22 protein-coding genes are annotated in these 20,330 nt (G+C 72.9%); 12 read left to right on the top strand and 10 right to left on the bottom strand.

Annotated elements, in window-relative coordinates; all coding sequences use genetic code 11:
• Positions 1–17: 17 nt before the first annotated feature.
• On the bottom strand, positions 18–1,592 hold the full coding sequence (locus tag AB0H37_RS02000; RefSeq protein ID WP_360610700.1) for an acyl-CoA synthetase: 1,575 nt from the start codon (positions 1,590–1,592) through the stop codon (positions 18–20).
• Positions 1,593–1,810: 218 nt separating this feature from the next.
• Between AB0H37_RS02000 and sigE the strand changes: the two genes are divergently transcribed.
• Both sigE and AB0H37_RS01990 read left to right on the top strand, forming a co-directional pair.
• Positions 1,811–2,359, top strand: coding sequence for an RNA polymerase sigma factor SigE (gene sigE / locus AB0H37_RS01995; RefSeq protein ID WP_329098486.1), 549 nt, complete (start codon positions 1,811–1,813; stop codon positions 2,357–2,359).
• Positions 2,360–2,384: 25 nt separating this feature from the next.
• Entirely contained in the window at positions 2,385–3,215 is an 831-nt protein-coding gene (locus AB0H37_RS01990; protein WP_360610698.1) for an alpha/beta fold hydrolase, read from the top strand.
• A gap of 20 nt (positions 3,216–3,235) precedes the next feature.
• On the opposite strand, the gene AB0H37_RS01985 is transcribed toward AB0H37_RS01990, so the two are convergent.
• Positions 3,236–4,063, bottom strand: a complete 828-nt coding sequence (locus tag AB0H37_RS01985) for a dienelactone hydrolase family protein (RefSeq protein ID WP_360610696.1) — start codon at positions 4,061–4,063, stop codon at positions 3,236–3,238.
• Positions 4,064–4,159: 96 nt separating this feature from the next.
• On the opposite strand from AB0H37_RS01985, the gene AB0H37_RS01980 reads away from it, so the two are divergent.
• Positions 4,160–5,131 carry a helix-turn-helix domain-containing protein gene (locus AB0H37_RS01980; RefSeq protein WP_360610694.1) on the top strand — a complete coding sequence of 324 codons (972 nt, stop codon included), beginning with the start codon at positions 4,160–4,162 and terminating at the stop codon, positions 5,129–5,131.
• 66 nt (positions 5,132–5,197) lie between these two features.
• Here the strand turns inward: AB0H37_RS01980 and AB0H37_RS01975 are convergent, their stop codons facing one another.
• Together AB0H37_RS01975 and AB0H37_RS01970 are read right to left on the bottom strand one after the other, a co-directional pair.
• Positions 5,198–5,935, bottom strand: coding sequence for a hypothetical protein (locus AB0H37_RS01975; protein ID WP_360610692.1), 738 nt, complete (start codon positions 5,933–5,935; stop codon positions 5,198–5,200).
• Between the two features lie 84 nt (positions 5,936–6,019).
• Positions 6,020–6,814 carry a L,D-transpeptidase gene (locus tag AB0H37_RS01970; RefSeq protein WP_329097751.1) on the bottom strand — a complete coding sequence of 265 codons (795 nt, stop codon included), beginning with the start codon at positions 6,812–6,814 and terminating at the stop codon, positions 6,020–6,022.
• A 247-nt stretch (positions 6,815–7,061) separates the two neighbouring features.
• Here AB0H37_RS01970 and AB0H37_RS01965 point away from each other — a divergent pair, with 247 nt between their 5' ends.
• The gene (locus tag AB0H37_RS01965) at positions 7,062–7,610 is read left to right on the top strand and encodes a YceI family protein (protein WP_179838113.1); all 549 of its coding nucleotides are present in this window, start codon (positions 7,062–7,064) and stop codon (positions 7,608–7,610) included.
• Positions 7,611–7,673: 63 nt separating this feature from the next.
• Here AB0H37_RS01965 and AB0H37_RS01960 read toward each other — a convergent pair whose 3' ends face one another.
• Positions 7,674–9,017 carry an ATP-binding protein gene (locus tag AB0H37_RS01960; protein ID WP_329097749.1) on the bottom strand — a complete coding sequence of 448 codons (1,344 nt, stop codon included), beginning with the start codon at positions 9,015–9,017 and terminating at the stop codon, positions 7,674–7,676.
• 160 nt (positions 9,018–9,177) lie between these two features.
• Here AB0H37_RS01960 and AB0H37_RS01955 point away from each other — a divergent pair, with 160 nt between their 5' ends.
• From AB0H37_RS01955 to AB0H37_RS01945, 3 genes are all read left to right on the top strand, one after another.
• A complete protein-coding gene (locus tag AB0H37_RS01955; RefSeq protein WP_179838115.1) occupies positions 9,178–10,647 on the top strand; it encodes a glutamate--cysteine ligase in 1,470 nt (489 codons plus the stop codon).
• 71 nt (positions 10,648–10,718) lie between these two features.
• A complete protein-coding gene (locus AB0H37_RS01950; protein ID WP_179838116.1) occupies positions 10,719–11,405 on the top strand; it encodes a response regulator transcription factor in 687 nt (228 codons plus the stop codon).
• Positions 11,402–12,472 (top strand): HAMP domain-containing sensor histidine kinase, encoded by a 1,071-nt coding sequence (locus tag AB0H37_RS01945; protein ID WP_360610690.1) that lies wholly within the window; start codon positions 11,402–11,404, stop codon positions 12,470–12,472. Before AB0H37_RS01950 ends, AB0H37_RS01945 begins: the two co-directional genes overlap by 4 nt.
• On the opposite strand, the gene AB0H37_RS01940 is transcribed toward AB0H37_RS01945, so the two are convergent.
• Complete coding sequence (locus AB0H37_RS01940; RefSeq protein ID WP_329097745.1) at positions 12,450–13,004, bottom strand: NUDIX hydrolase; 555 nt, start codon at positions 13,002–13,004, stop codon at positions 12,450–12,452. The genes AB0H37_RS01945 and AB0H37_RS01940 overlap by 23 nt on opposite strands.
• The gene (locus tag AB0H37_RS01935) at positions 13,001–13,750 is read right to left on the bottom strand and encodes a GntR family transcriptional regulator (protein WP_360610688.1); all 750 of its coding nucleotides are present in this window, start codon (positions 13,748–13,750) and stop codon (positions 13,001–13,003) included. The genes AB0H37_RS01940 and AB0H37_RS01935 overlap by 4 nt, the downstream gene beginning before the upstream one ends.
• Positions 13,751–13,876: 126 nt before the next feature.
• Between AB0H37_RS01935 and AB0H37_RS01930 the strand changes: the two genes are divergently transcribed.
• A complete protein-coding gene (locus tag AB0H37_RS01930; RefSeq protein WP_179838119.1) occupies positions 13,877–14,128 on the top strand; it encodes a hypothetical protein in 252 nt (83 codons plus the stop codon).
• Here the strand turns inward: AB0H37_RS01930 and AB0H37_RS01925 are convergent, their stop codons facing one another.
• Together AB0H37_RS01925 and AB0H37_RS01920 are read right to left on the bottom strand one after the other, a co-directional pair.
• A complete protein-coding gene (locus AB0H37_RS01925) occupies positions 14,129–15,337 on the bottom strand; it encodes a PucR family transcriptional regulator (protein WP_229810039.1) in 1,209 nt (402 codons plus the stop codon). It lies immediately after the preceding gene.
• Between the two features lie 410 nt (positions 15,338–15,747).
• Positions 15,748–16,221 (bottom strand): nitroreductase/quinone reductase family protein, encoded by a 474-nt coding sequence (locus AB0H37_RS01920; RefSeq protein ID WP_360610685.1) that lies wholly within the window; start codon positions 16,219–16,221, stop codon positions 15,748–15,750.
• Between the two features lie 97 nt (positions 16,222–16,318).
• On the opposite strand from AB0H37_RS01920, the gene AB0H37_RS01915 reads away from it, so the two are divergent.
• Positions 16,319–16,897, top strand: coding sequence for a TetR/AcrR family transcriptional regulator (locus tag AB0H37_RS01915; protein ID WP_360610683.1), 579 nt, complete (start codon positions 16,319–16,321; stop codon positions 16,895–16,897).
• On the opposite strand, the gene AB0H37_RS01910 is transcribed toward AB0H37_RS01915, so the two are convergent.
• Positions 16,815–17,603, bottom strand: a complete 789-nt coding sequence (locus AB0H37_RS01910; RefSeq protein ID WP_360610681.1) for a hypothetical protein — start codon at positions 17,601–17,603, stop codon at positions 16,815–16,817. The genes AB0H37_RS01915 and AB0H37_RS01910 overlap by 83 nt on opposite strands.
• Before the next feature lie 75 nt (positions 17,604–17,678).
• Here AB0H37_RS01910 and AB0H37_RS01905 point away from each other — a divergent pair, with 75 nt between their 5' ends.
• The 3 genes from AB0H37_RS01905 to AB0H37_RS01895 all read left to right on the top strand — a co-directional run bounded on the left by AB0H37_RS01905 (position 17,679) and on the right by AB0H37_RS01895 (position 20,315).
• Positions 17,679–18,881 (top strand): histidine kinase, encoded by a 1,203-nt coding sequence (locus AB0H37_RS01905; RefSeq protein ID WP_360610680.1) that lies wholly within the window; start codon positions 17,679–17,681, stop codon positions 18,879–18,881.
• Positions 18,878–19,531 carry a response regulator transcription factor gene (locus AB0H37_RS01900; protein ID WP_360610678.1) on the top strand — a complete coding sequence of 218 codons (654 nt, stop codon included), beginning with the start codon at positions 18,878–18,880 and terminating at the stop codon, positions 19,529–19,531. Before AB0H37_RS01905 ends, AB0H37_RS01900 begins: the two co-directional genes overlap by 4 nt.
• Before the next feature lie 154 nt (positions 19,532–19,685).
• The gene (locus AB0H37_RS01895) at positions 19,686–20,315 is read left to right on the top strand and encodes a hypothetical protein (RefSeq protein ID WP_360610676.1); all 630 of its coding nucleotides are present in this window, start codon (positions 19,686–19,688) and stop codon (positions 20,313–20,315) included.
• Positions 20,316–20,330 lie beyond the last annotated feature (15 nt).

Raw genomic sequence — 20,330 nt, 5'->3', positions numbered from 1 at the left:
GTGACTTTACCAAGGCTCTACGCGAGCACGCTCCTGGCCCACTTGTAATCGGACTTCCCGACGGCGGTTCGCTGTACCTCGTCGACCAGGGTCATCTGCCGCGGAAGCTTGTAGCCCGCGAGCCGTTCGCGGCAGTACTCGGTCAAATCCTCAAGGGTCACGGTCGCGCCGGGACGCGCGGAGACGACGGCGGCGACGCGCTGCCCGAACCGCTCGTCCGGCAGGCCCACGACGACCGCGTCCTCCACGGCGGGGTGGTCCTTGAGCGCGACCTCGACCTCCTCCGGGTACACCTTCTCGCCGCCCGTGTTGATCACCAGGGAGCCGCGGCCGAGCAGCGTGATCGTCCCGTCCTCCTCCAGGCTCGCGAAGTCGCCGGGGACCGACCAGCGCGTCCCGTCGGCGGCGGTGAAGAACGTCGACGCCGTCTTCGCGGGATCGTTGTAGTAGCCGAGCGGGATGTGGCCGCTTCGGGCCAGCCTGCCGATCTCGCCGGGCCGGACGACGTTCAGGTCGTCGTCGAGGACGGTGATGCCGGGCTTCATCAGGAACCGGGCCGTCCCCTCCCTGCCTCCGACGGACGGGCCGCACGCACCGGTCTCCGACGCGCCGTAGTTGTCGAGGAACATGACGTTCGGCAGGTGCCTCTGCAGCGCGGCCTTCGCCCCCTCGGTCAGCGGCGCGCCGCCGGACGCGATCGCCATCAGCGAGGAGGTGTCGTGGTCGCCGGAGGCGAGCGCCTTCGCGACCGGGCGCGCCATGACGTCGCCGACCAGCATCATCACGTTCGCCTGCTCCTCGGCGAGCAGCCGCAGGGCCTGGTCCGCGTCGAACGCGTGGTCCGTGTAGAGGACGACCTTGGCGCCGCTGAACAACCCCATGAACGCGACCCACTGGCCGGCGCCGTGCATGACGGGCGCGCAGTCGAGCACGGCCATCGCGGGCTGGTCGGCGTTGGCGGCCAGCTCGTCGGGGCTGCCGATGGGGTCGCCGAGGACGTTCCCGCCGCCGAGCGCGCCGAAGAAGATGTCCTCGCAGCGCCACTCGACGCCCTTCGGATAGCCGGTCGTGCCGCCCGTGTACATGATGTAGCGGTCGTCGCCGGAGCGTTCGGGGAAGTCGTCGCCGGTGGCGGCGCCCGCCAGCGCCTTCTCGTACTCGACCGCGCCGGGGATCTCGGCCGCGGAGCCGTCCTCCAGCACGACGACGTGCCGCAGCTCCGGCAGCTCGCCGCGGATCTCCTCCACCCTGGCCAGCAGCGAACGCTCCCCGATGAGCGCCACCGAGTCGGAGTCGGCCAGGACGTGGCGCAGCTCGGCGGCGACGTAGCGGAAGTTCACCGGGATCGGCACCGCACGGATCTTGAACGTGCCGAGCATCGCCTCGATCCACTCGGCCCGGTTGTGGGCGAGGATCGCCACGTGCTCGCCCGGCCGCACCCCGGCCTCGGCGAGATGGTGCCCGACCCGGCTCGCCCGCTCGCTGAGCTGCCGGTACGTCCGCCGCTCCCCGCCGGCCACCAGGGCGGGGCGGTCCGGCCCCGCCGCGGCCAGGATCTCGAGCAGGTCGGCCAGGTTGTAGCTTCGCGCCATGCCACGTCCTCGCGTGTCGGGGTGGGGACTGACCCCGATCCTCCATGGGGACCGGCGCCGACTCAATCCTTGTCGACATTCGGTCCAATGAGATGAGTCACATATCACGTGCCTGATCCGGCCACGCCCAAGGTTCTTACACGGCTCTTATCTGGGTACCGGCATGCTTGGCCGTAACGATTGAGTATCAGACGGGGGTAGTGGTGAGCGCAGGTGCGATGGCGTGGACCCCGCCGACGTGGGAGGAGATCGTCAGCGAGCACTCGACCCGGGTGTTCCGGCTGGCGTACCGGCTGACGGGCAACCGCCACGACGCCGAGGACCTCACCCAGGACGTCTTCATCCGGGTCTTCCGCTCCCTGTCCTCCTACAGTCCCGGCACGTTCGAGGGCTGGCTGCACCGGATCACGACGAACCTGTTCCTCGACCGCGCCCGCCGCAAGCAGCGCATCCGGTTCGACCTCCTCGCCGACGACGCCGCCGAGCGCCTGCAGGGCCGCGAGCCGGGTCCCGCGCAGGCCTACGACGAGCGGCACCTCGACCACGACATCCAGAAGGCGCTGGACGGGCTCGCCCCCGAGTACCGCGCCGCGGTCGTCCTGTGCGACATCGAGGGCCTGTCGTACGAGGAGATCGCCGCGTCGCTGAACGTCAAGCTCGGCACGGTCCGCTCCCGCATCCACCGGGGCCGCGCGCAACTGCGCACCGCCCTGGAGCACCGCCGCCCCGCCGAGTGCACCGTGACGAGCATCACTAGTGACCGCTGAGTAACTTCCGGCCTACCCTTCGCCCGTGGACAAAGCGCGGGTGAACATCGCTTTCGAGCGCCGCGGCGAGGGGCCGCCCCTCGTCCTGCTGCACGGCATCGGCCACCGCCGCCAGGGGTGGGCCCCGGTCATGGACCTGCTCGCCGCCGAACGCGAGGTCTTCGCGGTCGACCTGCCCGGCTTCGGCGACTCCCCGCCGCTGCCCGACGGCGCCCCCTACACGCTGGACACGGCCGTCTCCGCCCTCACGGACGCCTTCGCCGCCCTCGGCCTGGACCGCCCGCACATCGCGGGCAACTCCCTCGGCGGCCTGTTCGCCCTCGAAGCCGCCGACCGCGGCCTCGCCAGCTCGGCGACCGCCCTGTCCCCGGCCGGTTTCTTCACCAACCTGGAGTTCCGCTACGGCATGTCGGTGCTGCGCGCGTCACGGCTCGGCGCCCGCGTCCCCGAGACCTTCCTCACCCGGCTGGCCCGCTCCCCGCGCCGCCGCACGCTCATGTTCGGCATGATCTACGGCCGTCCCGACCTGATGGACATCGAGACCCTCGCGGGCGACGCCCGAGCCATGCGCGACGCCCCGGGCTTCGAGCCCACCCTCCGCGCGGGCCGCACCACCCGGTTCCTCGGCTCCTGCGCCGACGTCCCCGTGACCATCGCCTGGGGCACGAAGGACCGCCTGCTCCTGCGCAGCCAGGCCATCCGCGCCCAGCGCCGCCTTCCCCACGCCCGCTTCGTCTGGCTGGAGGGCTGCGGCCACGTCCCCATGGCCGACGACCCAGCCCTCGTGGCGAAGGTCCTGCTGGAGGGCAGCGCGCACCCGCTCCGCGCCGCCCGTCCCGAGGCCGCCGCGTCCTAGGCCCCAGGCTCCCTGGGGCTTCAGTCGCCCTGGGGCTTCAGTCGCTCGGTCAGGTAGGCGAGGATCTCGTCCCTGGCCCGGAGCGTGGGGTGCCCTTCCTCGTCCACGAGGTGGGCGGTGACGACGCTGTGGGGGCTCGCGACCACGTCGCGGAAGAACGGCGGCGGGTCGGTGTTCGCGACGCCGCCGGGGAGCACGCGCCCGTCGAAGGCGTCCCCGAGCAGGGCCCGGTAGGCGGCGAACCGCTGGCCGGTGCACCACCGGTCGTTGTCGAAGCGGTAGGCGAGAACGGTCAGGCCGTCGCGCGCGACGCGCTCCTTCACCGCGCGGGCGTCCTCGTCGCCGAGTTCCAGGCCGGCGGGGTCGTCCAGCGGCAGTGACGGGTGGTTGACGACCGGCGCTATGACGGCCGGTTCGAGCGCCATGGTGAGGGCGAAGTTCCCGGTGAAGCAGAGCCCGATCGCTCCGACCCCCGGCCCGCCGCACTCGGCGTGGGCCTGGCGGGCGAGCCCGCGCAGCCATGCCGTGACGGGACTGGTGCCGCCCCCGGCGAACGCCCGGAACTCGGCACTCACACACGTCCGGCGGACGATCCGCTCGCCGTCCTCGGTCGTGGGGTGGGCGCCGTCGCGGCCGAAGAGCGAGGGAACGTGGACGGTGAGGCCCGCGTCCCGCACCCACCGCGCCAACCGCAGGACGTCTGGACTGATGCCGGGCATCTCGGGCATCACCACGACGGCCGGGCCGGTGCCCGCGACGTACACCGTCTTCACCACCCCGTCCACGTCCACGAGCCGACGGGAGAAATCCGAGATCGGGTCGTCAAGGTGCTCGTCGAGAGTGTTCATGGAGACAGCGTGGCCGGACGGCGGGCCGCCCCGGGAGAGGCCGGATCGCCATGTGCGGGGGTAATCTCGCCACAGGATGAAGGGCGGGAGGCGGGCGTGGGCGCGTTGCGGGTGGCGGTGCTGGCTTATCCGGGCTGCTTCGCCTCGGAGGTGTTCGGCGTGCCCGATCTGCTGACGATGGCCGGGCACGTCGCCGGTCCGGATCGCGCCGGTTACGAGGTGTCGGTGGTGTCGCCGCGCCGCCGCGTGGTCGCCTCCGGAGGCGTGGCGCTGGCCGCCTCCCCGCTCCGCGAGGCCGACGTCCTCGTCGTGCCGGGTTTCGAGCTCCATCCGGGTCTCGACGTGGACGCGAAGCTCGCGGGGCTGGCCCCGGAGGTCGCGGCCGTCCGCTCGCACGCCGCCGCGGGCGGCGCGGTGGTCTCGATCTGCGTCGGCGCGTTCCTGCTCGCCGCAGCCGGGCTGCTCGACCGGCGCCGGGCCACGACGGCGTGGCTGTTCGCGGACGAGCTGGCCCGGCGCTGCCCGTCCTCCGACGTCCGGCCCGACCTCCTGGTCGTCACCGACGCGGGCGTGACCACCACGGCGGCGTTCAGCGCCATGTACGACTTCGCCCTGGAGCTGGTGCGCCGGCACAGCGGCGCCGGCGTGGCGCGGGCGACCGCGCGGATGGCGCTCGTGGACGACGCGCGCTCGTCCCAGGCCCCGTACGTCGACGCCCGGCTCCTTCCGCAGCCCGGGCACGAGTTCTCCCGCCGGGTCATGCGGCACCTGGACCAGGCCCTCGCCGCCCGGTACGACCTCGCCGCGCTGGCCGAGGCGTTCAACGTCAGCACCCGGACGCTGCTGCGGCGCTTCGCGCAGGAGACGGGCCGAAGCCCGCTGGAGTACCTCCAGTCGGCCCGCGTCCGGCGCGCACGCCACCTCCTGGAGACCACGGACCGGACGGTCGCCGCCATCGCCGCCGCGGTCGGGTACCGGGACCCCGGGACCTTCGCCGCCCTCTTCGCCAAGCACACCGGGCGGCGCCCGAAGGACTACCGCGCGACCTTCCGGCGTCCCGTCCGCTGACCGCCCGGACGTGAGAAGGCCGGGGTCCGCGCGACGGGTGGCGCGGACCCCGGCCTCACGGGGGCCTCAGCCGGTGACCGGGAGGTCGCCGGGGACCGGGGTCGGGGCGGGGGCCTCGCCGGGCGGGGCCGAGGGCGTCGAGGGCTCGCCCGGCTGCGACGGCTGGGACGGCTTGCCGGGCTGACCGGGCTGGCCAGGCTGGCCGGGCCCGCTCTTGCCGCAGCTGGCGGACGCGATGCTGATCGTCTGCGTCTTGCCCGCCAGGGTCGCCGACACCTCGATGGCGGTGACCGTGAGGTTCCCGTCGTAGCCGCGGACCTGCTTGTTCAGCGTGACCGTGACCGCGCCGAGGCCCTTCAGGTCGGTGGTGACGGTGGTGTTGGGCGTCGCGCCGAGCTTCAGCGCCCGGGTGCCCAGCGTCGCGCCCACCACGTGGGAGACCCCGGTGCCGTTCTCGCACTTGGCGGAGACCGCGTGCGCGGACAGGCCGAGCTTGGCCACCCGCAGGTCGGCGACGGACGCGCGGCCGTGCCCGGCCCAGGCGGAGCCGTTCAGCAGCCGCGCCTCGACGAGCGGGTTGGCGGGCAGCTCCGCCGCGCTCTTGCTGGTGGGCCGCTGCGCCGCGGACGCCACCGAGGAGGTCGGCGGGACGACGACGGAGCCGGTGGCGGAGATGGCGACCGCCGAACCGGCGCCGCCGGGGGCGGCGGACGGGGCGGCGGAGGCGGGGGCGGCGGACAGGGCGAAGGGCAGGGCCAGCGCGCCGGCGACGGCCGCGCACTTGCTGAGTGCCTTCAAACGCACGGTTCTCTCCTCAGGGGTTCGTGATCGTGGGGATGGGGTGGGGTTCGGCGGCCCGGCCGTACGGCCGGGTGGATCGCGGGAGCGTCAGTCCGTGATCTGGACGGACGTACCGAGCGGGACCTTGGCGAGCTGCTTCAGCGCGTCGGCGGGCACGCGTACGCAACCGTGCGTGACGGCCTTGCCGAACACCGACTTCGTCGGCCAGCCGTGGAACGCGACCGTCCCGGGGCCGCCGCCGAAGGTGTCGAGGGTGGCCGAGTGCGCGCCCACCGGCAGGACCAGCGGGCTGTAGGTGGGCTTCTCGGGGGCGAGGGAGGCGAGCAGGAACGTCCGTCCGGTGGGCGTCGGCGTCTTCGGCGCGCCGACCGCCACCGACCACGCGCCCACCTGGCGGCCGCCCCGGAGCAGGGTCAGCCTCCTGTCGCCGAGGTCCACCTTGACGGCACTGGAACTGCGCGCGGCCTTCAGGCCGGAGTCGGGGATCCAGCCGGTCACGCCGTTCGGGCGGCTCGGCAGCAGCACGCGCCGCCAGCCGGGGCGGCTCTCCACGACGGGCACCCAGGTGGGGCCCTTGAGCTGGGTGCTCGGCAGCTCCGCGACGGCGGGCGCGCCCGGCTTCGCCGACACGGGAACCGTGTCGTTCGGGTGCACCACGGTCCCGTCGCTCCTGGCGGACGGGGCCTCGTCCCGCGGCAGGTCGTCCAGCGTCGTGTACGTGGTGGCCTCGGGCAGCCTCTCCAGGCCGCCGGCGGGGGACGCGCCGGCGGCCGCCCCCTTGTGCCCTCCGCCGCAACCGGTCACGATCAGGGCCGTCACCAGCAGGGCCGGTGCCGCCGTCCGGGCCGTCCGCCCGGCGGCGCGCGGTGGTTCGTCGCTCACGAAGACTCCAAGTGATCCCGCCGGAAAGGGGCTCCGGCTCGCCTCTGTGCCCGGTCTCTACGCGCGAGGGCCCGGGGAGGTTGCACGGTGTGCGGAAGAAGTCGCGATCCGTGCTCCGCCGCCTTCTCCACCGCCTTTTCAGGCCGGTGCCGCGTTGCGGGAACAAGCCGGGATTGACATCTGTTTGAACCCTCAACTAACCTTCGACGAGTTCGTTGAAGTTTCAAGCATTGCGACAGGAGTTCCCATGAGCATCGCCGCCGTCGCCCCCGAGCTGACCGCCGGAACCTGGAACATCGACCCCGCCCACTCCGAGGTCACCTTCGTCATCCGGCACCTGATGACCAAGGTGCGCGGCACGTTCACCGACTTCACCGGGTCCGTGCAGATCGCCGAGGAGCTGTCGGAGTCCACCGCCACGGCGGAGATCCAGGTCACCTCGATCGACACCCGCCACGCCGACCGGGACGCCCACGTGCGGACCTCGGACGTCCTCGACGTGGAGAACCACCCGACCATGACCTTCGCGACCAAGGGCGTCCGCGCGCAGGACGGCGAGTACCTCCTGGACGGCGAGCTGACGATCAAGGGCGTCACCCGTCCGATCACCCTCACGGTCGAGTACAACGGCGTCGGCGAGGACCCGTGGGGCGGCACCCGCGCAGGCTTCTCCGCCACGACCACGATCAACCGCAAGGACTGGGGCATCGAGTTCAACGTGCCGCTGAAGGGCGACAAGGCCCTGCTCGGCGACAAGGTCGACATCCAGCTGGAGATCCAGGCGGTCCGCGCCTGAGGGTCCCACGACTGCCGGAAGGGCCGCCCGTCCCGGGCGGCCTTTCCGCTGTTCCCCGGGGTGTTATTCCAGGGGCAGGCGCAGGGCGAAGCGGGCGCCGGACGGGTGGTCCTCGATCCGCAGCGTCCCGCCGTGCGCCCGGGCGATCTCGCGGGCGATCGCGAGGCCGAGGCCGGCGCCGCCGGTGCCGCGGCTGCGCGCGGAGTCCAGGCGGGTGAAGCGCTCGAAGACGCGTTCCCTGTCGGCGGGCGGGACGCCGATGCCGTCGTCGGCGACGACGAGCAGCGCCCGGCCGCCGTCCCTGCCCACCTCCACCGTCACGCACGATCCGGCGTAGCGCTCGGCGTTGTCGAGCAGGTTGCCCAGCAGCCGGACGAGCTGCATCCGCACCCCGCGCACCTCGACGCCGCGGGACAGCTCGGTGACGATCTTCAGATCGGACGAGCGCCGGCGGACCTCGGCGCCGGCGAGCGCCGCCAGGTCGATCGGTTCCTGCGCCGCGCTCCCGCCGGTCCCGATGCGGGCGAGCAGCAGCAGGTCGGTGACGATCGACTCCAACCGGTCGGTGTCACGCAGCGCCGACGCGATGACGCCCCGCAGGTCGTTGTCCTCCGGGTGCATGGAGGCGTCCTCCAGGTTGGCCCGGAGCCCCGCGATCGGGGTGCGCAGCTCGTGTGAGGCGTCCGAGGCGAACTGCCGCTGCCGTGCGACGGCCCGCTCCAGCCGGTCGAGCGTCTCGTTGGCGGTTCGGGCGAGCTGCGCGATCTCGTCCTGGCCCGGGGGCTGCGGCACCCGGCGACTGAGGTCCGTGGCGCTGATCTCCGCGAGCTGGGTGCGGATCGCCTCGACGGGGCCGAGCGTGCGCCCGACGACGCGCCAGGTGACCCCCGCGGCGACGGCGGCCAGCAGCAGCACGCCCGAGCCGAGCGCCCCCTCCAGGAGACCGTCCACCAGATAGGACGGCTGCCGCGCGGCCGCGTACACCACGACGGAGTCGCGCGCGGTGCTGACCCGGATGGCCTCGGCCACGAAGCACTCCCGGTCCGGCCATCGGCCGCGGCACTCGGTGAAGTCCTGGACCCGCATGTTGCTCGGCGGCCAGAGTCTGCTCACCGGTGGTCTGTCCGTTGCGGCGGGTGTGGCGTTCGTCACCCGCCCGCCGGGCTCGACGACCTGGATCAGCACGAGGCCGCGGGACTCGTCGCGGATCCGGCCCTCCAGCGTCCCGTCGCGGACGCCGCCGCTGACGCGCCGGGCGTCCACCTGCGTCCGGCGGAGCAGTTCGGCCTTGACGGCGCTGCGCACGGCGACGTCCACGCCGATCGCGGTGACGCCGAGCACCAGTGCGGCGATCACGGCGGCGACGAGCGTGTCCCTGGCCCGGATGGACCGGGGGCGCATGCGCATGGGCCCTCCACGAGGACGTACCGGTCTCCGGGCGTGACGACACACGCTACCGGCCGGTCATGAAACGGGGAGCCCGAAACTGCGCGCCGTGTTTTCACCATCGCTTACTGGGACATCCCGTTTTATGACGATTCCCTCCGGAGTACAGGGACGGACACACATGGGCAGGGACGTGGCTTCGGTCTCCATCAGCGGCGAGGACCGGCGACGGTATCGCGACAAGGTGCGCAGGTGCCTCGACGTGCTGGCCCGGATGCTGGGCGAATCCCAGTTCGACTTCGAGCGCCCGCACATCGGCCTGGAGATCGAGCTCAACCTGATCGACTCGCTCGGCGACCCGCTGATGCGCAACGCGGACGTGCTCAAGGCGATCGCGGACCCGGCGTGGGCCACCGAGCTGGGCCAGTTCAACCTGGAGATCAACATCCCGCCCCGGGAGCTCGGCGGCGAGGGCACGGGAGCCCTGGAGACGGAGGTCCGCGACCACCTCGCGCACGCCGACGACCGGGCCCGCGAGGTGGGCGGCCGGCTCGTGATGATCGGCATCCTGCCGACCCTGCGGCGCACCGACATCGGCGAGGAGACCCTGTCCTCCAACGCCCGCTACAAGATGCTGAACGACCAGATCTTCGCCGCGCGGGGGGAGGAGATGCGCATCGACATCGACGGTCCCGAGCCGCTGCGCATGCACACCGACACGATCATCCCCGAGGCCGCCTGCACCAGCGTCCAGTTCCACCTGCAGGTCAGCCCCGACGAGTTCGGCGCGTACTGGAACGCGGCCCAGGCCGTCGCGGGCGCGCAGGTCGCGATGGGCGCCAACTCGCCGTTCCTGTTCGGCCATCAGCTCTGGCACGAGACCCGCATCACCCTGTTCGAGCAGGCCACCGACACCCGCCCGGACGAGCTGAAGACGCAGGGCGTCCGGCCCCGCGTGTGGTTCGGCGAACGCTGGATCACCTCCGTGTTCGACCTCTTCGAGGAGAACGCCCGGTACTTCCCGTCCCTGCTGCCGCTGTGCGACGACGAGGACCCCCGCGAGGTGCTGGACCAGGGCGGCATCCCCGAGCTCGGCGAGCTCACCCTCCACAACGGAACGATCTACCGCTGGAACCGCCCCATCTACGCCGTCGTGAAGGGCCGCCCCCACCTGCGCGTGGAGAACCGCGTCCTGCCGGCCGGGCCGTCCGTCGCCGACGTCGTCGCCAACGGCGCCTTCTACTACGGCGTCGTCCGGATGCTGGCCGAGGAGGACCGCCCCGTCTGGTCCCGCATGTCCTTCGCCACCGCCGAGGAGAACCTGCACCGCGCCGCACGCGGCGGCCTCGAATCGACCCTCTACTGGCCCGGCATGGGCGAGGTGCCCGCCGCCGAGCTCGTCCTGCGCAAGCTGCTCCCCCTCGCCCACGAGGGGCTCGACCGCTGGGGCGTCGACCCCGCCCGCCGCGACCGCCTCCTCGGCATCATCGAGCGCCGCTGCGTCACCGGCCAGACCGGCGCCGCCTGGCAGATCAACACCGTCCGGGCCCTGGAGGAGGAGCACGGCGTCGGCCGCCACGACGCCCTGCGCATGATGACCCGCGCCTACGTCGAGCACGGGCGCGACAACGAGCCCGTCCACACCTGGTAGTCCGAGGATCTTCACAGCTCCCGCACAGACCACACCCCGCCTCCACGAATCGGCCTTCTAGAGTCGGTGGCGTGAGTGGACACGAGACGCGCGTCCTCGTCGTCGAGGACGAGCCGACGATCGCGCGGGCGGTGGCCGACCGGCTGGCGGCCGAGGGCTTCGGCGTCGAGACGGCCGGGGACGGGCCCTCGGCGGTCGAGCGCGCCCGCGCGTACGAGCCGCACCTCATCGTGCTGGACGTGATGCTGCCCGGGTTCGACGGCCTTGAGGTCTGCCGCCGGGTCCAGGCGGAACGTCCCGTGCCCGTGCTGATGCTGACGGCGCGCGACGACGAGACCGACCTGCTCGTCGGCCTCGGCGTCGGCGCCGACGACTACGTGACCAAGCCGTTCAGCATGCGCGAGCTGGTGGCGCGCATACGCGCCGTGCTGCGCCGCGTCGAGCGGCCCGCGATGGACACCGGGGGCGGGCGGGTGCGCGTCGGAGACCTGGAGGTCGACCAGCGGGCCCGCCGGGTGCGCCGGGACGGCCGCGAGGTGCACCTCACGCCGACCGAGTTCGACCTGCTCGCGTGCCTGCTGCGCAACCGGGGGACGGTGCTCACCCGCGCCGTCCTGCTGGAACGGGTGTGGGACTGGGCGGACGCGTCCGGCACTCGGGTCGTCGACAGCCACGTCAAGGCCCTGCGGCGCAAGCTCGGCCAGGAGCTGATCCGTACCGTGCACGGCGTCGGCTACAGCCTGGAGGCCGCGCCGTGACCGCCGAGGGCGCCGGTCTCGCCCGCAGGCTGTGGGCGCGGCTGCCCCGGCCGCTGGACCCGCTCCGGTCGATCAAGGTGAAGTTCGGCGTCGTGGTCGTCGTGACCGCGTGCGTCGCCGTCCTGATCGTGCTGTGGGGGTACCCGCTGGGGTTCCGCGCCCGGCAGACGATGCCGCTCGGCGTGCTCATCTCGCTGGTCGTCATCCAGCTGCTCGCCCACGGCATGACCGCGCCGCTGCGCGAGATGACCGCGGCGGCGCGGGCGATGGCGCGCGGCGACTACAGCCGCCGGGTGCGCGCCACCTCGCGCGACGAGGTCGGGGAGCTGGCGCAGGCGTTCAACCGGATGGCCGCCGACCTCGCCGAGGTCGACCGGCAGCGCCGCGAGTTCGTCGCGAACGTCTCGCACGAGCTGCGCACCCCCATCAGCGCGCTGCGGGCCGTCCTGGAGAACGTCGCGGACGGCGTCACGCCCGCGACGCCCGACGTCCTGGAGACGGCCCTCGACCAGACCGAGCGGCTCGGACGCCTCGTCACCCAGCTGCTGGACCTGTCGCGGGTCGAGTCGGGCGCGGCGGCGCTCGACGTGACCGACCTCGACATCGCCGGCTTCGTCGCCGACGTCGTCGCGGAGGCGCGGGCGGGCCGCCCGGAGGCGGTGTTCGAGCCGGACGTCACGCCCGGCCTGCGCGCCGCCGCCGACCGCGACCGCCTCCACCAGGTCGTCGCCAACCTGCTCGACAACGCCGCCCGGCACAGCCCGGACGGCCGCCCCGTCACGGTCACGGCCCGGCCTGCGAACCCGCCCGGCGGACTGGTCATCGAGGTGGCCGACGAGGGGCCCGGCATCCCGCCCGAGGAGCGCGCCCGCGTGTTCGAGCGCTTCTCCCGCGGGTCCGCGTCCGGCGCCGGTACGCCCGGCGGCGGCACGGGGCTGGGCCTGGCCATCGCGAACTGGGCCACCGAGCTGCACGGCGGCGACATCACCGTCATGGACACCCCCACCGGCTGCCGCATCCGCGTCGTGATCCCTCCGGACCTCGCTACCCGGTCAGATCCATGGTGAGCAGGGCGAACGCGGCGAGAGTCGAGTCGTCGGTGATGCGGCCGTCCCGGACGAGCGCCTTGAACTCCTCCCGCGACACCCACTTCTGCCGCATGTCCTGCTCCTCGGGCTCCCGGTCGGCCTCCCCGGCCTCCAGGTCGGACGCGACGAAGATCGTGAAACCCTGACCGCTCGTCCCGTGCGCGCAGTGCAGGTACCCGAGGCGCCGCAGCGTCCCGGCGCGCAGCCCGGTCTCCTCGGCGAGCTCCCGCCGGGCCAGCTCCTCCGGGTCGGCCTCGCGCCGGCCGGGGGCCGAGCCCTGCGGGAAGCTCCACGTGCGCCTGCCGATCGGGTACCGGTACTCCTCGACGAGGTGGAACCCGTCCCCCTCTTCCGGGATGACCAGCACGAAGTCGGGCTTGTCGACCACCCCGTACATGCCGCGCGAACCGTCCAGCCGCTCGACCTCGTCCTCCCGGACGACCATCCACGGGTTCTCGTAGACGACGCGCGACGCGACCTGGCGCACCGCGGGCCGCTCCTCGCCGCTCATACGCCCGCCCCGTAGCGGTAGACGAGTTCGTGCCGGTCGCCGACCACCACCCGGTGCGTGGCCTCGACGACCCGCTCGTTCTGGTCGTGGGCACGGCGCCACAGCGTCAGGACGGGCTGGTCGGGCTTGATCTCCAGCGTCTCCTGCTCGTCCGGGCGGGGCAGCCGGCACGTCACCGACTCCTCGAACGTGATCCGGTAGCCCGCCTCCTCCAGCCGGGAGTAGATGCCGCCCGGCCCCGTGTCGACCTCGCGCAGGACCGGGATCTGCTCCACGATCTCAAGGACCACCCAGGTCGTCGCCGTCTGGACGGGCGGCTCCCCCTCGACGCCCTGGACGCGCGCCCGCTCCAGCACCCGCGCCCCGACCGGGACGTCCAGGCGGAACGCGAGCCGGTCGTCGGCCTCCACCTCGGCGACGGCGGTCCGGGTGAACGGGGTGCGCCCGTCCCGCCGCGCCGACACGTGGAACCCGCGCCAGTCCCCGACCTGGCGCGTGATGTCGGACGCCGCGCGCCGCACCCGCGGAGCCGCCCGCACCTGCGCGCCCGCGCCGTGCCGCAGATGGACGAGGCCCTGCTCGGCCAGCAGCCGCAGCGCCCGCCGGACGGTGGAGCGGTCGGCCTCGTACACGCGCGCCAGTTCCCGCTCGGACGGCAGCCAGGCGGCCGGGTCCAGCTCGCCCTCGACGATACGAGCGGCGAGCGCGTTGCTGATCGCCTGTGCCTTCGCGGGGGGTCGCGGCATACCAGATCCTGCTCCAGGTCGGTGCATTGACCTCATACCGTACAGATCCCACTTGCTCCCGCACCCTCTTGGGGTTGCGGCGAACTCATTGTGGTCAGTGTTTGGTGGTTCTATGGTAGACCTACCATGAACCGACCGAGGGAGCCCCGCTTCATGTCGGCGACCATGTGCATGCCGGGCTGGCACAGCGAGCGCTCGGACACCGGCCTGCGCGCCACCCGCGTCACCCCCCTGTCGGACTACCAGCTCCTCAACGGCTGCCTTGAGGAGATCGTCGCCACCGACGAGGGCGAGCTGTGGCTGCTCTGCGACGCGCAGACCCGGCTGGCCGAGCGCGTCGCCACCGCCGAGCGGCTGCGGGCCTCCCACCGGCTCTGATCAGCCGCGCCGCAGGGTGACGACCTCGCCCGAGTCCCCGACCGCCGCACGGGCCGGCGGCATGATCCGCTCCCCCGCGTTGTCGGCCAGCAGCGCCCGGGCGCGCAGCACGATCTCCAGGTCGAAGCGCAGGTCCGGGTCCAGGAGCTGGTCGCCGAACAGCTCCTCCAGCTGGCGCAGCCGGTACCGGACGGTCTGCGGGTGGACGTGCAGCCGCATCGCGACCTCGTTGGCGTTGCGTCCCGACTGCAGCCACGCCAGCAGCGTCTCGGCGAGCCGGTCCTGCTGGCTGGCCCGCAGGTGCGCCAGCGGCGCGAGCCTCAGGTCGGCCAGCGAGGTGATGAGCCCCTCGTCCTGGAACAGGATCAGCGTGGACATGTGCTCCACGCTGCGGATCACGCCGCTGTCGGCCTCGATCACGCCGCGCTGGACCAGGCACAGCGTCTTGCGCGCCCACTGGATCGAGCGCGCCGCCTCCATCAGCGGGACGGTCGGGCCGACGACGGCGAGCGTCCCCGACAGGGCGCGGTCCACGAGCTTGGCCCGGCCGGGGCCGTCCGGGTCGGGGATGATCAGGCTGGGGGTGCGCCGGGTCAGGTCGGCCAGCACGTCCGGCGGGAACGCGGGCTGGCGGGTGTCGGCGTGGTGCCGTCCGAGCGCGACCGCGGCGACCGTGCGCGGGACGGGCCAGTGCGCGGCGGCGGCGAGGTCGGCGATCGCCTCCTGCGCGGCGGGCGGGTCGGCGAACAGCAGGTCGAGCAGGCGCTTGCGGCGGCGCTGCATCTCGCCCGCGACCGCCGCCTTGGCCTGCGAGAAACCCTCCGCGGCGGCATGCGCCAGTTCGTCCTGGAACTGCATCAGGACCTCGCCGACGGCGCCGAGGGTGCGCGGCGGCACCTGCAGGGCCTCCGCGCCCTCGGTCATCCGCCGCCACGCCACCATGCCGCCGACCCGCATCGCCGTCTGCATCGCGTCGAGGCTGCGCCCCTCGCCCGCCTCGCCGCGGCCGATGGCGCGAAAGAAGTCGGTCACCGGAGCGGGATCATGGCCGGGATCGGCCACCCGCTCGACGAAGAAGTGGAGCACGCGCTCGACGGCGAGCCGGAGGGTCCCCGAGTAGGAGCCGTCCCCCGGCCGGTCGTACTCCCTGACGCGCGTCTGAATCTCCTGGATCATGTCGTCCGCCACCTCGTCGAGGTGAGGTCGCATGTGATCCGCCAGTTCCCTCGGCAGATCCGCCCACGGGCGCCCGCTGGTGGTCGAACCGTCGTTCGCCACAGAACCTCCCAGCTCCGTCCCCCTGCGTTGCGCGCCGTTCACACGGGGTAATTACTTACTTATGGGACCTGTGTGGGGCAAATCATGACCCGTGAGCGCCCAAGGCGCAAAGTCTAGGTCGGCGAACGACCAGGTTCGGCCGGTGACGTGAGAAAAGTTCACACTTTTTCCCGCCCCCGAGACCCCGCTCCAGCGCAAGGACACCGTCCGGCCTCACACGCCCAAAACAGAGGAAATCCCTACTCACCGTCACAAGCGAAGCCCCACCCGCACCCGGCCAGACGAAACCACGGACACGCGTCCGCCTCCACGATCCGACGCCGCCCACGACACCGACCCGCTCACCGACCGGCCCCCGCCGGGACGCCGAGGGAATCGAGACGGAGGACCGCCGTGGTCGCGGCGTGCGCAATGATCTCGGCGACGGACGCGTCGACGGCGAACGGCAGCTCGGGATCCTGGAATCCGGCCTGCGGCAGGTACGTCGCGAGGACCTCGGCCGCTTCCCGGCCCTCGACCAGGACGGCAGAGTAGTCGGCGTCCGTTCCGCCGGGGCCGTCCCGCTCGACGGTGCAGCGGCCGGCCGCCACGAGGTTGCGCACCCAGTCGCGCCGCCGATGGGACGAGCACAGATAGAGCCTGCCGCCGACCCTGGTCACGTTGATCCCGAACGGGCGGGTCCGCCCGGTGCGCCGTCCCTCCGCCCTGACCACTCGGCGTGCGGGCGCACCCTCGCGATAAGGCTCGACGGGCGCGGCGCGGATGGCCTCGATCGCCCGCGCGGCGGTCTCCCGCCAGTCGGCCTGTGAAGTCATGCGGCACCACTTCCGTTCTCCTCGGATCCGGACCGGCGGTCCGGATATCGCCCGAGCTACCATACGGACCAGCGGTCCGGATAAGCAAGGAGGACGGGTGGGCGGAACGGAACGTGCGGACGCCGCACGCAATCGCGAGGCGATCCTGGCGGCGGCGGCCGAACTGTTCGACCGGGGCAGCGTGCAGGACGTCTCGATGGGCGACATCGCCGACGCGGCCGGGGTGGGAAAGGGAACCGTGTTCCGGCGCTTCGGTGACCGGACCGCGCTCATCCAGGCGGTGCTGCACCCGCGGGTCTCGGCGCTGCGGGAAGCCGTGCGGTCCGGCCCGCCACCACTCGGGCCGGGTGGAGGACCGGGCGAGGCGCTGCACTCCTACATTGACGGCCTCTTCGACTTCGTCTGGGCGAACCGCGGCCTCATCCGCGCGCTGGAGCACCGCGGCCCCCACGCCTACTACGCCAACGAGGCCAGCCGGTTCTGGATCGCGGAACTAGGCCGCCGCCTCCGCGCCGCCCGTCCCGGCGAGGACGCCGACTACCTGGCCCACGCCGTGTTCACCGCCCTCCGCGCCGACGTGATCGACTACCTCGTCACAGCCCAGGACATGAACACGGACCGCATCCGAGCAGGCCTCCACCACCTCGCCCTGCCCGCATCGCACCCATGCCCCTGAGCACCGAACCTCGCCCCGACATTGGAGCCACAGCGGAACAGCGGCCACCCCGCACCGACCGCATGCCGCCCTTCACGATGTCCTCCATGAGTTTGCGGGCGGCGTCAGAGAACCGCGACAGTACGTAGTCATGATAGAGCGCGCCCACGTCGCCGGTCGGGGAGCCGATGGCGGTGGCCACGCTCCGGAGCACGGCTTCCGAGTGCGGGCCGTCCGCGTGGGCGGGGGCGCTGAGGACCGCCGGTTCGGGGAGGCGACTGGCCTGCTCCGGGTCGGTGATCGGGGGCGGCATCCCGGGGTGGACGGTCAGAGGTTCGAGCACCCATCCGGGGTGGCCCATGTCGATCGGGAGGGCGCATCCTCTCGCGGTGGACTGGTCCGGGCAGAGCACGAGGAGCATGACGGGGCAGCGGCGCCGCAGGCGTAATGACGCCAGGTAGGCGGGCCGGCTGTAGGACTTCTGCTTCAGGGGCCGTAACTGGCTCTCCACCACGACGCCCAGGACCGGAGACTTCGGGTCGCCGAGCAGGACGGTGGCGTCGCAGCGCAGTTCCGCCGGGCTGGTGTCGGCGTAGGACTCCGACGCGAGCGTGGCTCGGGCGTGCTCGGACACGTCGAGTCCGAAGACGCTCCGCAAGAGTTCGGGGACGAGCTGCGGCCTGTTGCGGACCATCTCCAGCGGCAGCTCGTGTTCGTTGGTGGGCACAGATGCAAACCAAGAGGGGGCGAATCCCTCGCGCGAGCGAGGCGTCGGGCCCGCTTTGGCCGCAATACTGGGGGAATGTCGGAGCGGTTCGGTCAATTCTTCGCGCGCCCGCGTTCCCGTCCGGGGGCCGGCCGGTTCGTGGACGTGCTGGTCGCCGCGGCGGTCGCTGTTCCGGTGTTCGTCCCGTTCGGGACGGCGCCGGAGGTGTCGCCGTTCGGCGTGGTGTTCAACCTGGGCACGGTCGTGCCGCTCATCTGGCGGCGGCGGGCGCCGTTCGCGGTCGCGCTGGTCGTGGCGTCCTTCGCCATGGCGGTGTCGCTGCACCACCAGCCGGGCCAGGCGCTGCAGTACGGCGCGCTGGTGGCCATCTACACCCTCGCCGACCTGGGCCGCCATCGCTGGCAGCGCTGGGGCTTCATCGCCGCGATCGTGGCGACGATCCCGCCCGGTGCGCTGCTCGTCAAGGGCAACGACGCGGGCGAGTTCATGTTCACGCTGCTGCTGCCCATGACGGCGTTCCTGCTCGGCACCCTGACCCGGACCGCGCGGGAGCGGTCGGACGCGCTGGCCGAACGGTCCGCGCAGCTCGAACGTGAACGCGAGGCGCTGGAGCGCGAACGCGAGGCCGAGGCGGCGCGGGCGGCGGCGGAGGAACGGTCCCGCATCGCGCGCGACATGCACGACGTGCTCGCGCACGCCGTCAGCATCATGGTCGTTCAGGCCGAGGCCGGCCCGGTGGTGGTCCACACCGATCCCGACCAGGCCGAACGGGTCTTCGACGCGATCGCCGAAGCGGGCCGGGACGCGATGGCCCAGCTGCGCCGGACGCTGGGCGTGCTGAAGGAGGAGCAGGACCACGGCGTACGCGCGCCGCAGCCGACCGTCGGGGCGCTGCCCGCCCTGGTCGAGCACGTCGACCGCACCCAGGTCCGCGTGCGGCTCACGGTCGAGGGCGCGAGCCGCGGCCTTTCCTCCGACGTCGACCTCGCGGCGTACCGCATCGTGCAGGAGGCGCTCACCAACACGGTGAAGCACGCCGGCGCGCGGACCGCCGAGGTCCGGCTCCGCTGGACCGAGCACGAACTGGAGATCAGGGTGACCGACGACGGGCAGGGCCACGGCGAGAAGGATCCGGGCTGGCGGCGGGGCGGTGACGGTCTCATCGGCATCCGCGAACGCGCCGTGGCCTGCGGCGGCGCGGCCGAGGCCGGTCCGCTGCCGGGCCGCGGGTTCCAGGTCGTGGCACGCCTCCCCTGCGCCGCGGCGGTGACCGCGTGATCCGGGTGGTTCTCGCCGACGACCAGGAACTCGTTCGCAGCGGCTTCGCGATGATCCTCAACGCGCAGCCCGACATCGAGGTGGTGGCCGAGGCGGGCGACGGCGCCGCCGCGATCGCCGCCGTCGGCGAGCACGACCCCGACATCGTGCTGCTCGACATCCGCATGCCGGGCCTGAACGGCATCGAGGCCGCGAAGGCCGTCTGCGCCGAGACCCGAACCCGCGCGATCATGCTCACCACGTTCGACCAGGACGACTACGTCTACGACGCGCTCTACGCCGGTGCGAGCGGGTTCCTGCTCAAGGACGTGCGCCGCGACGACCTCGTGCACGCGGTCCGGGTGGTGGCGGCGGGGGAGTCGCTGCTCGCGCCCGCCGTCACCCGCCGCCTGATCTCCGACATCACGCGCAACCGCCCGCGCGCCGGCGCGACCGTCTCCGACCGCCTGTCGGGCCTGACCGAACGGGAGCGCGAGACGCTGCGCCTGCTGGGCCGCGGCCTGTCCAACGCGGAGATCGCCGCGGTCATGGTCGTCAGCGAGCACACCGTGAAGACCCACGTCAGCAACGTCCTGGCCAAGCTCGGCATCCGCGACCGCGTCCAGGCGGTGATCGCCGCGTACGAGACCCGGCTGATCGAACCCTCCTGAGAGGGGACTCCCTCGCGCGGGGGAGCCGCGCCCCGCTTCTCCCCCGCGCCACCGATGCCCGAAGATCGCCTGCGGCGGCGATCCGCCGGGACACCGGTCTCCCAGAGGATCGAGAGCGTAAGCACGCAGCTCACGAACCTCAGGGGAACCGCCCATGACCAGGATCGCCTTCCATCTCGCCCCCGCCCTCATGCTCGCCTACGGCGTCGTCCGGCTCATCGACGGCCGCGACGGGCAGCACGGGCCCGGACCCGCCTGGACGGTGGGCCACCTGCTCTTCCTCGGTTCGCTGCTCCTGTACGGGTTGGTGATCGCGGGACTGCGGCGGCGCATGCCGGTCGCGGAGCGCGGCAGGGCACGCCGGATCACCGCCGGCGCCCTCACCGCGGTGGCCGCCGTCGGGCTGGTCACCTTCATCCGCGTCGCGATCATCGACATCGTCGTCGGCCTGCGGGCGGCGGACGCCGCCGAGAAGAGCGCGCTCGCCGACCGGTACGCGGACGTCCCGGCCGTCCTCCCTCAGCCGCTCTACGACATCGGGCCGGTGCTCTTCATGCTGGGCCTGACCGCCCTGCTCGTCCAGTACGCGGTCGTCGGCCCCCGGCGCGGCACCGCCGCCGCCAGCGCCGTCCTCCTCGTCCTGGCCTTCGCGGGCATCACGGCCGACCTGGACCTCCTGCCGGCGGGTGCTGCGCTGATCTGGCTCGCCCTCTTCCCGCACACCCGCGAGCAGATCCAGCCCGCTCCCGCGCACCGCAGGACCGAGGCCACCGCGACCGCCTAGTCCACCACTCATTCG

The sequence above is a fragment of the Actinomadura sp. NPDC023710 genome, from assembly GCF_040639875.1.
In the GTDB taxonomy this organism is placed as follows: Bacteria; Actinomycetota; Actinomycetes; order Streptosporangiales; family Streptosporangiaceae; genus Spirillospora; species Spirillospora citrea.
Note: the sequence above shows the minus strand (reverse complement) of the source record. Positions and strands in the feature narration are given on the sequence as shown.

What these genes read in the sequence shown, in the direction of transcription:
- AB0H37_RS01930 (WP_179838119.1), top strand. Translation starts at nt 13,877, where the DNA reads ATGAACCGACCGAGGGAGCCCCGCTTCATGTCGGCGACCATGTGCATG.
- AB0H37_RS01940 (WP_329097745.1), bottom strand. Translation starts at nt 13,004, where the DNA reads ATGAGCGGCGAGGAGCGGCCCGCGGTGCGCCAGGTCGCGTCGCGCGTC.
- AB0H37_RS01965 (WP_179838113.1), top strand. Translation starts at nt 7,062, where the DNA reads ATGAGCATCGCCGCCGTCGCCCCCGAGCTGACCGCCGGAACCTGGAAC.
- AB0H37_RS01960 (WP_329097749.1), bottom strand. Translation starts at nt 9,017, where the DNA reads ATGCGCATGCGCCCCCGGTCCATCCGGGCCAGGGACACGCTCGTCGCC.
- AB0H37_RS02000 (WP_360610700.1), bottom strand. Translation starts at nt 1,592, where the DNA reads ATGGCGCGAAGCTACAACCTGGCCGACCTGCTCGAGATCCTGGCCGCG.
- AB0H37_RS01895 (WP_360610676.1), top strand. Translation starts at nt 19,686, where the DNA reads ATGACCAGGATCGCCTTCCATCTCGCCCCCGCCCTCATGCTCGCCTAC.
- AB0H37_RS01985 (WP_360610696.1), bottom strand. Translation starts at nt 4,063, where the DNA reads ATGAACACTCTCGACGAGCACCTTGACGACCCGATCTCGGATTTCTCC.
- AB0H37_RS01935 (WP_360610688.1), bottom strand. Translation starts at nt 13,750, where the DNA reads ATGCCGCGACCCCCCGCGAAGGCACAGGCGATCAGCAACGCGCTCGCC.
- sigE (WP_329098486.1), top strand. Translation starts at nt 1,811, where the DNA reads ATGGCGTGGACCCCGCCGACGTGGGAGGAGATCGTCAGCGAGCACTCG.
- AB0H37_RS01955 (WP_179838115.1), top strand. Translation starts at nt 9,178, where the DNA reads ATGGGCAGGGACGTGGCTTCGGTCTCCATCAGCGGCGAGGACCGGCGA.
- AB0H37_RS01920 (WP_360610685.1), bottom strand. Translation starts at nt 16,221, where the DNA reads ATGACTTCACAGGCCGACTGGCGGGAGACCGCCGCGCGGGCGATCGAG.
- AB0H37_RS01925 (WP_229810039.1), bottom strand. Translation starts at nt 15,337, where the DNA reads ATGCGACCTCACCTCGACGAGGTGGCGGACGACATGATCCAGGAGATT.
- AB0H37_RS01905 (WP_360610680.1), top strand. Translation starts at nt 17,679, where the DNA reads ATGTCGGAGCGGTTCGGTCAATTCTTCGCGCGCCCGCGTTCCCGTCCG.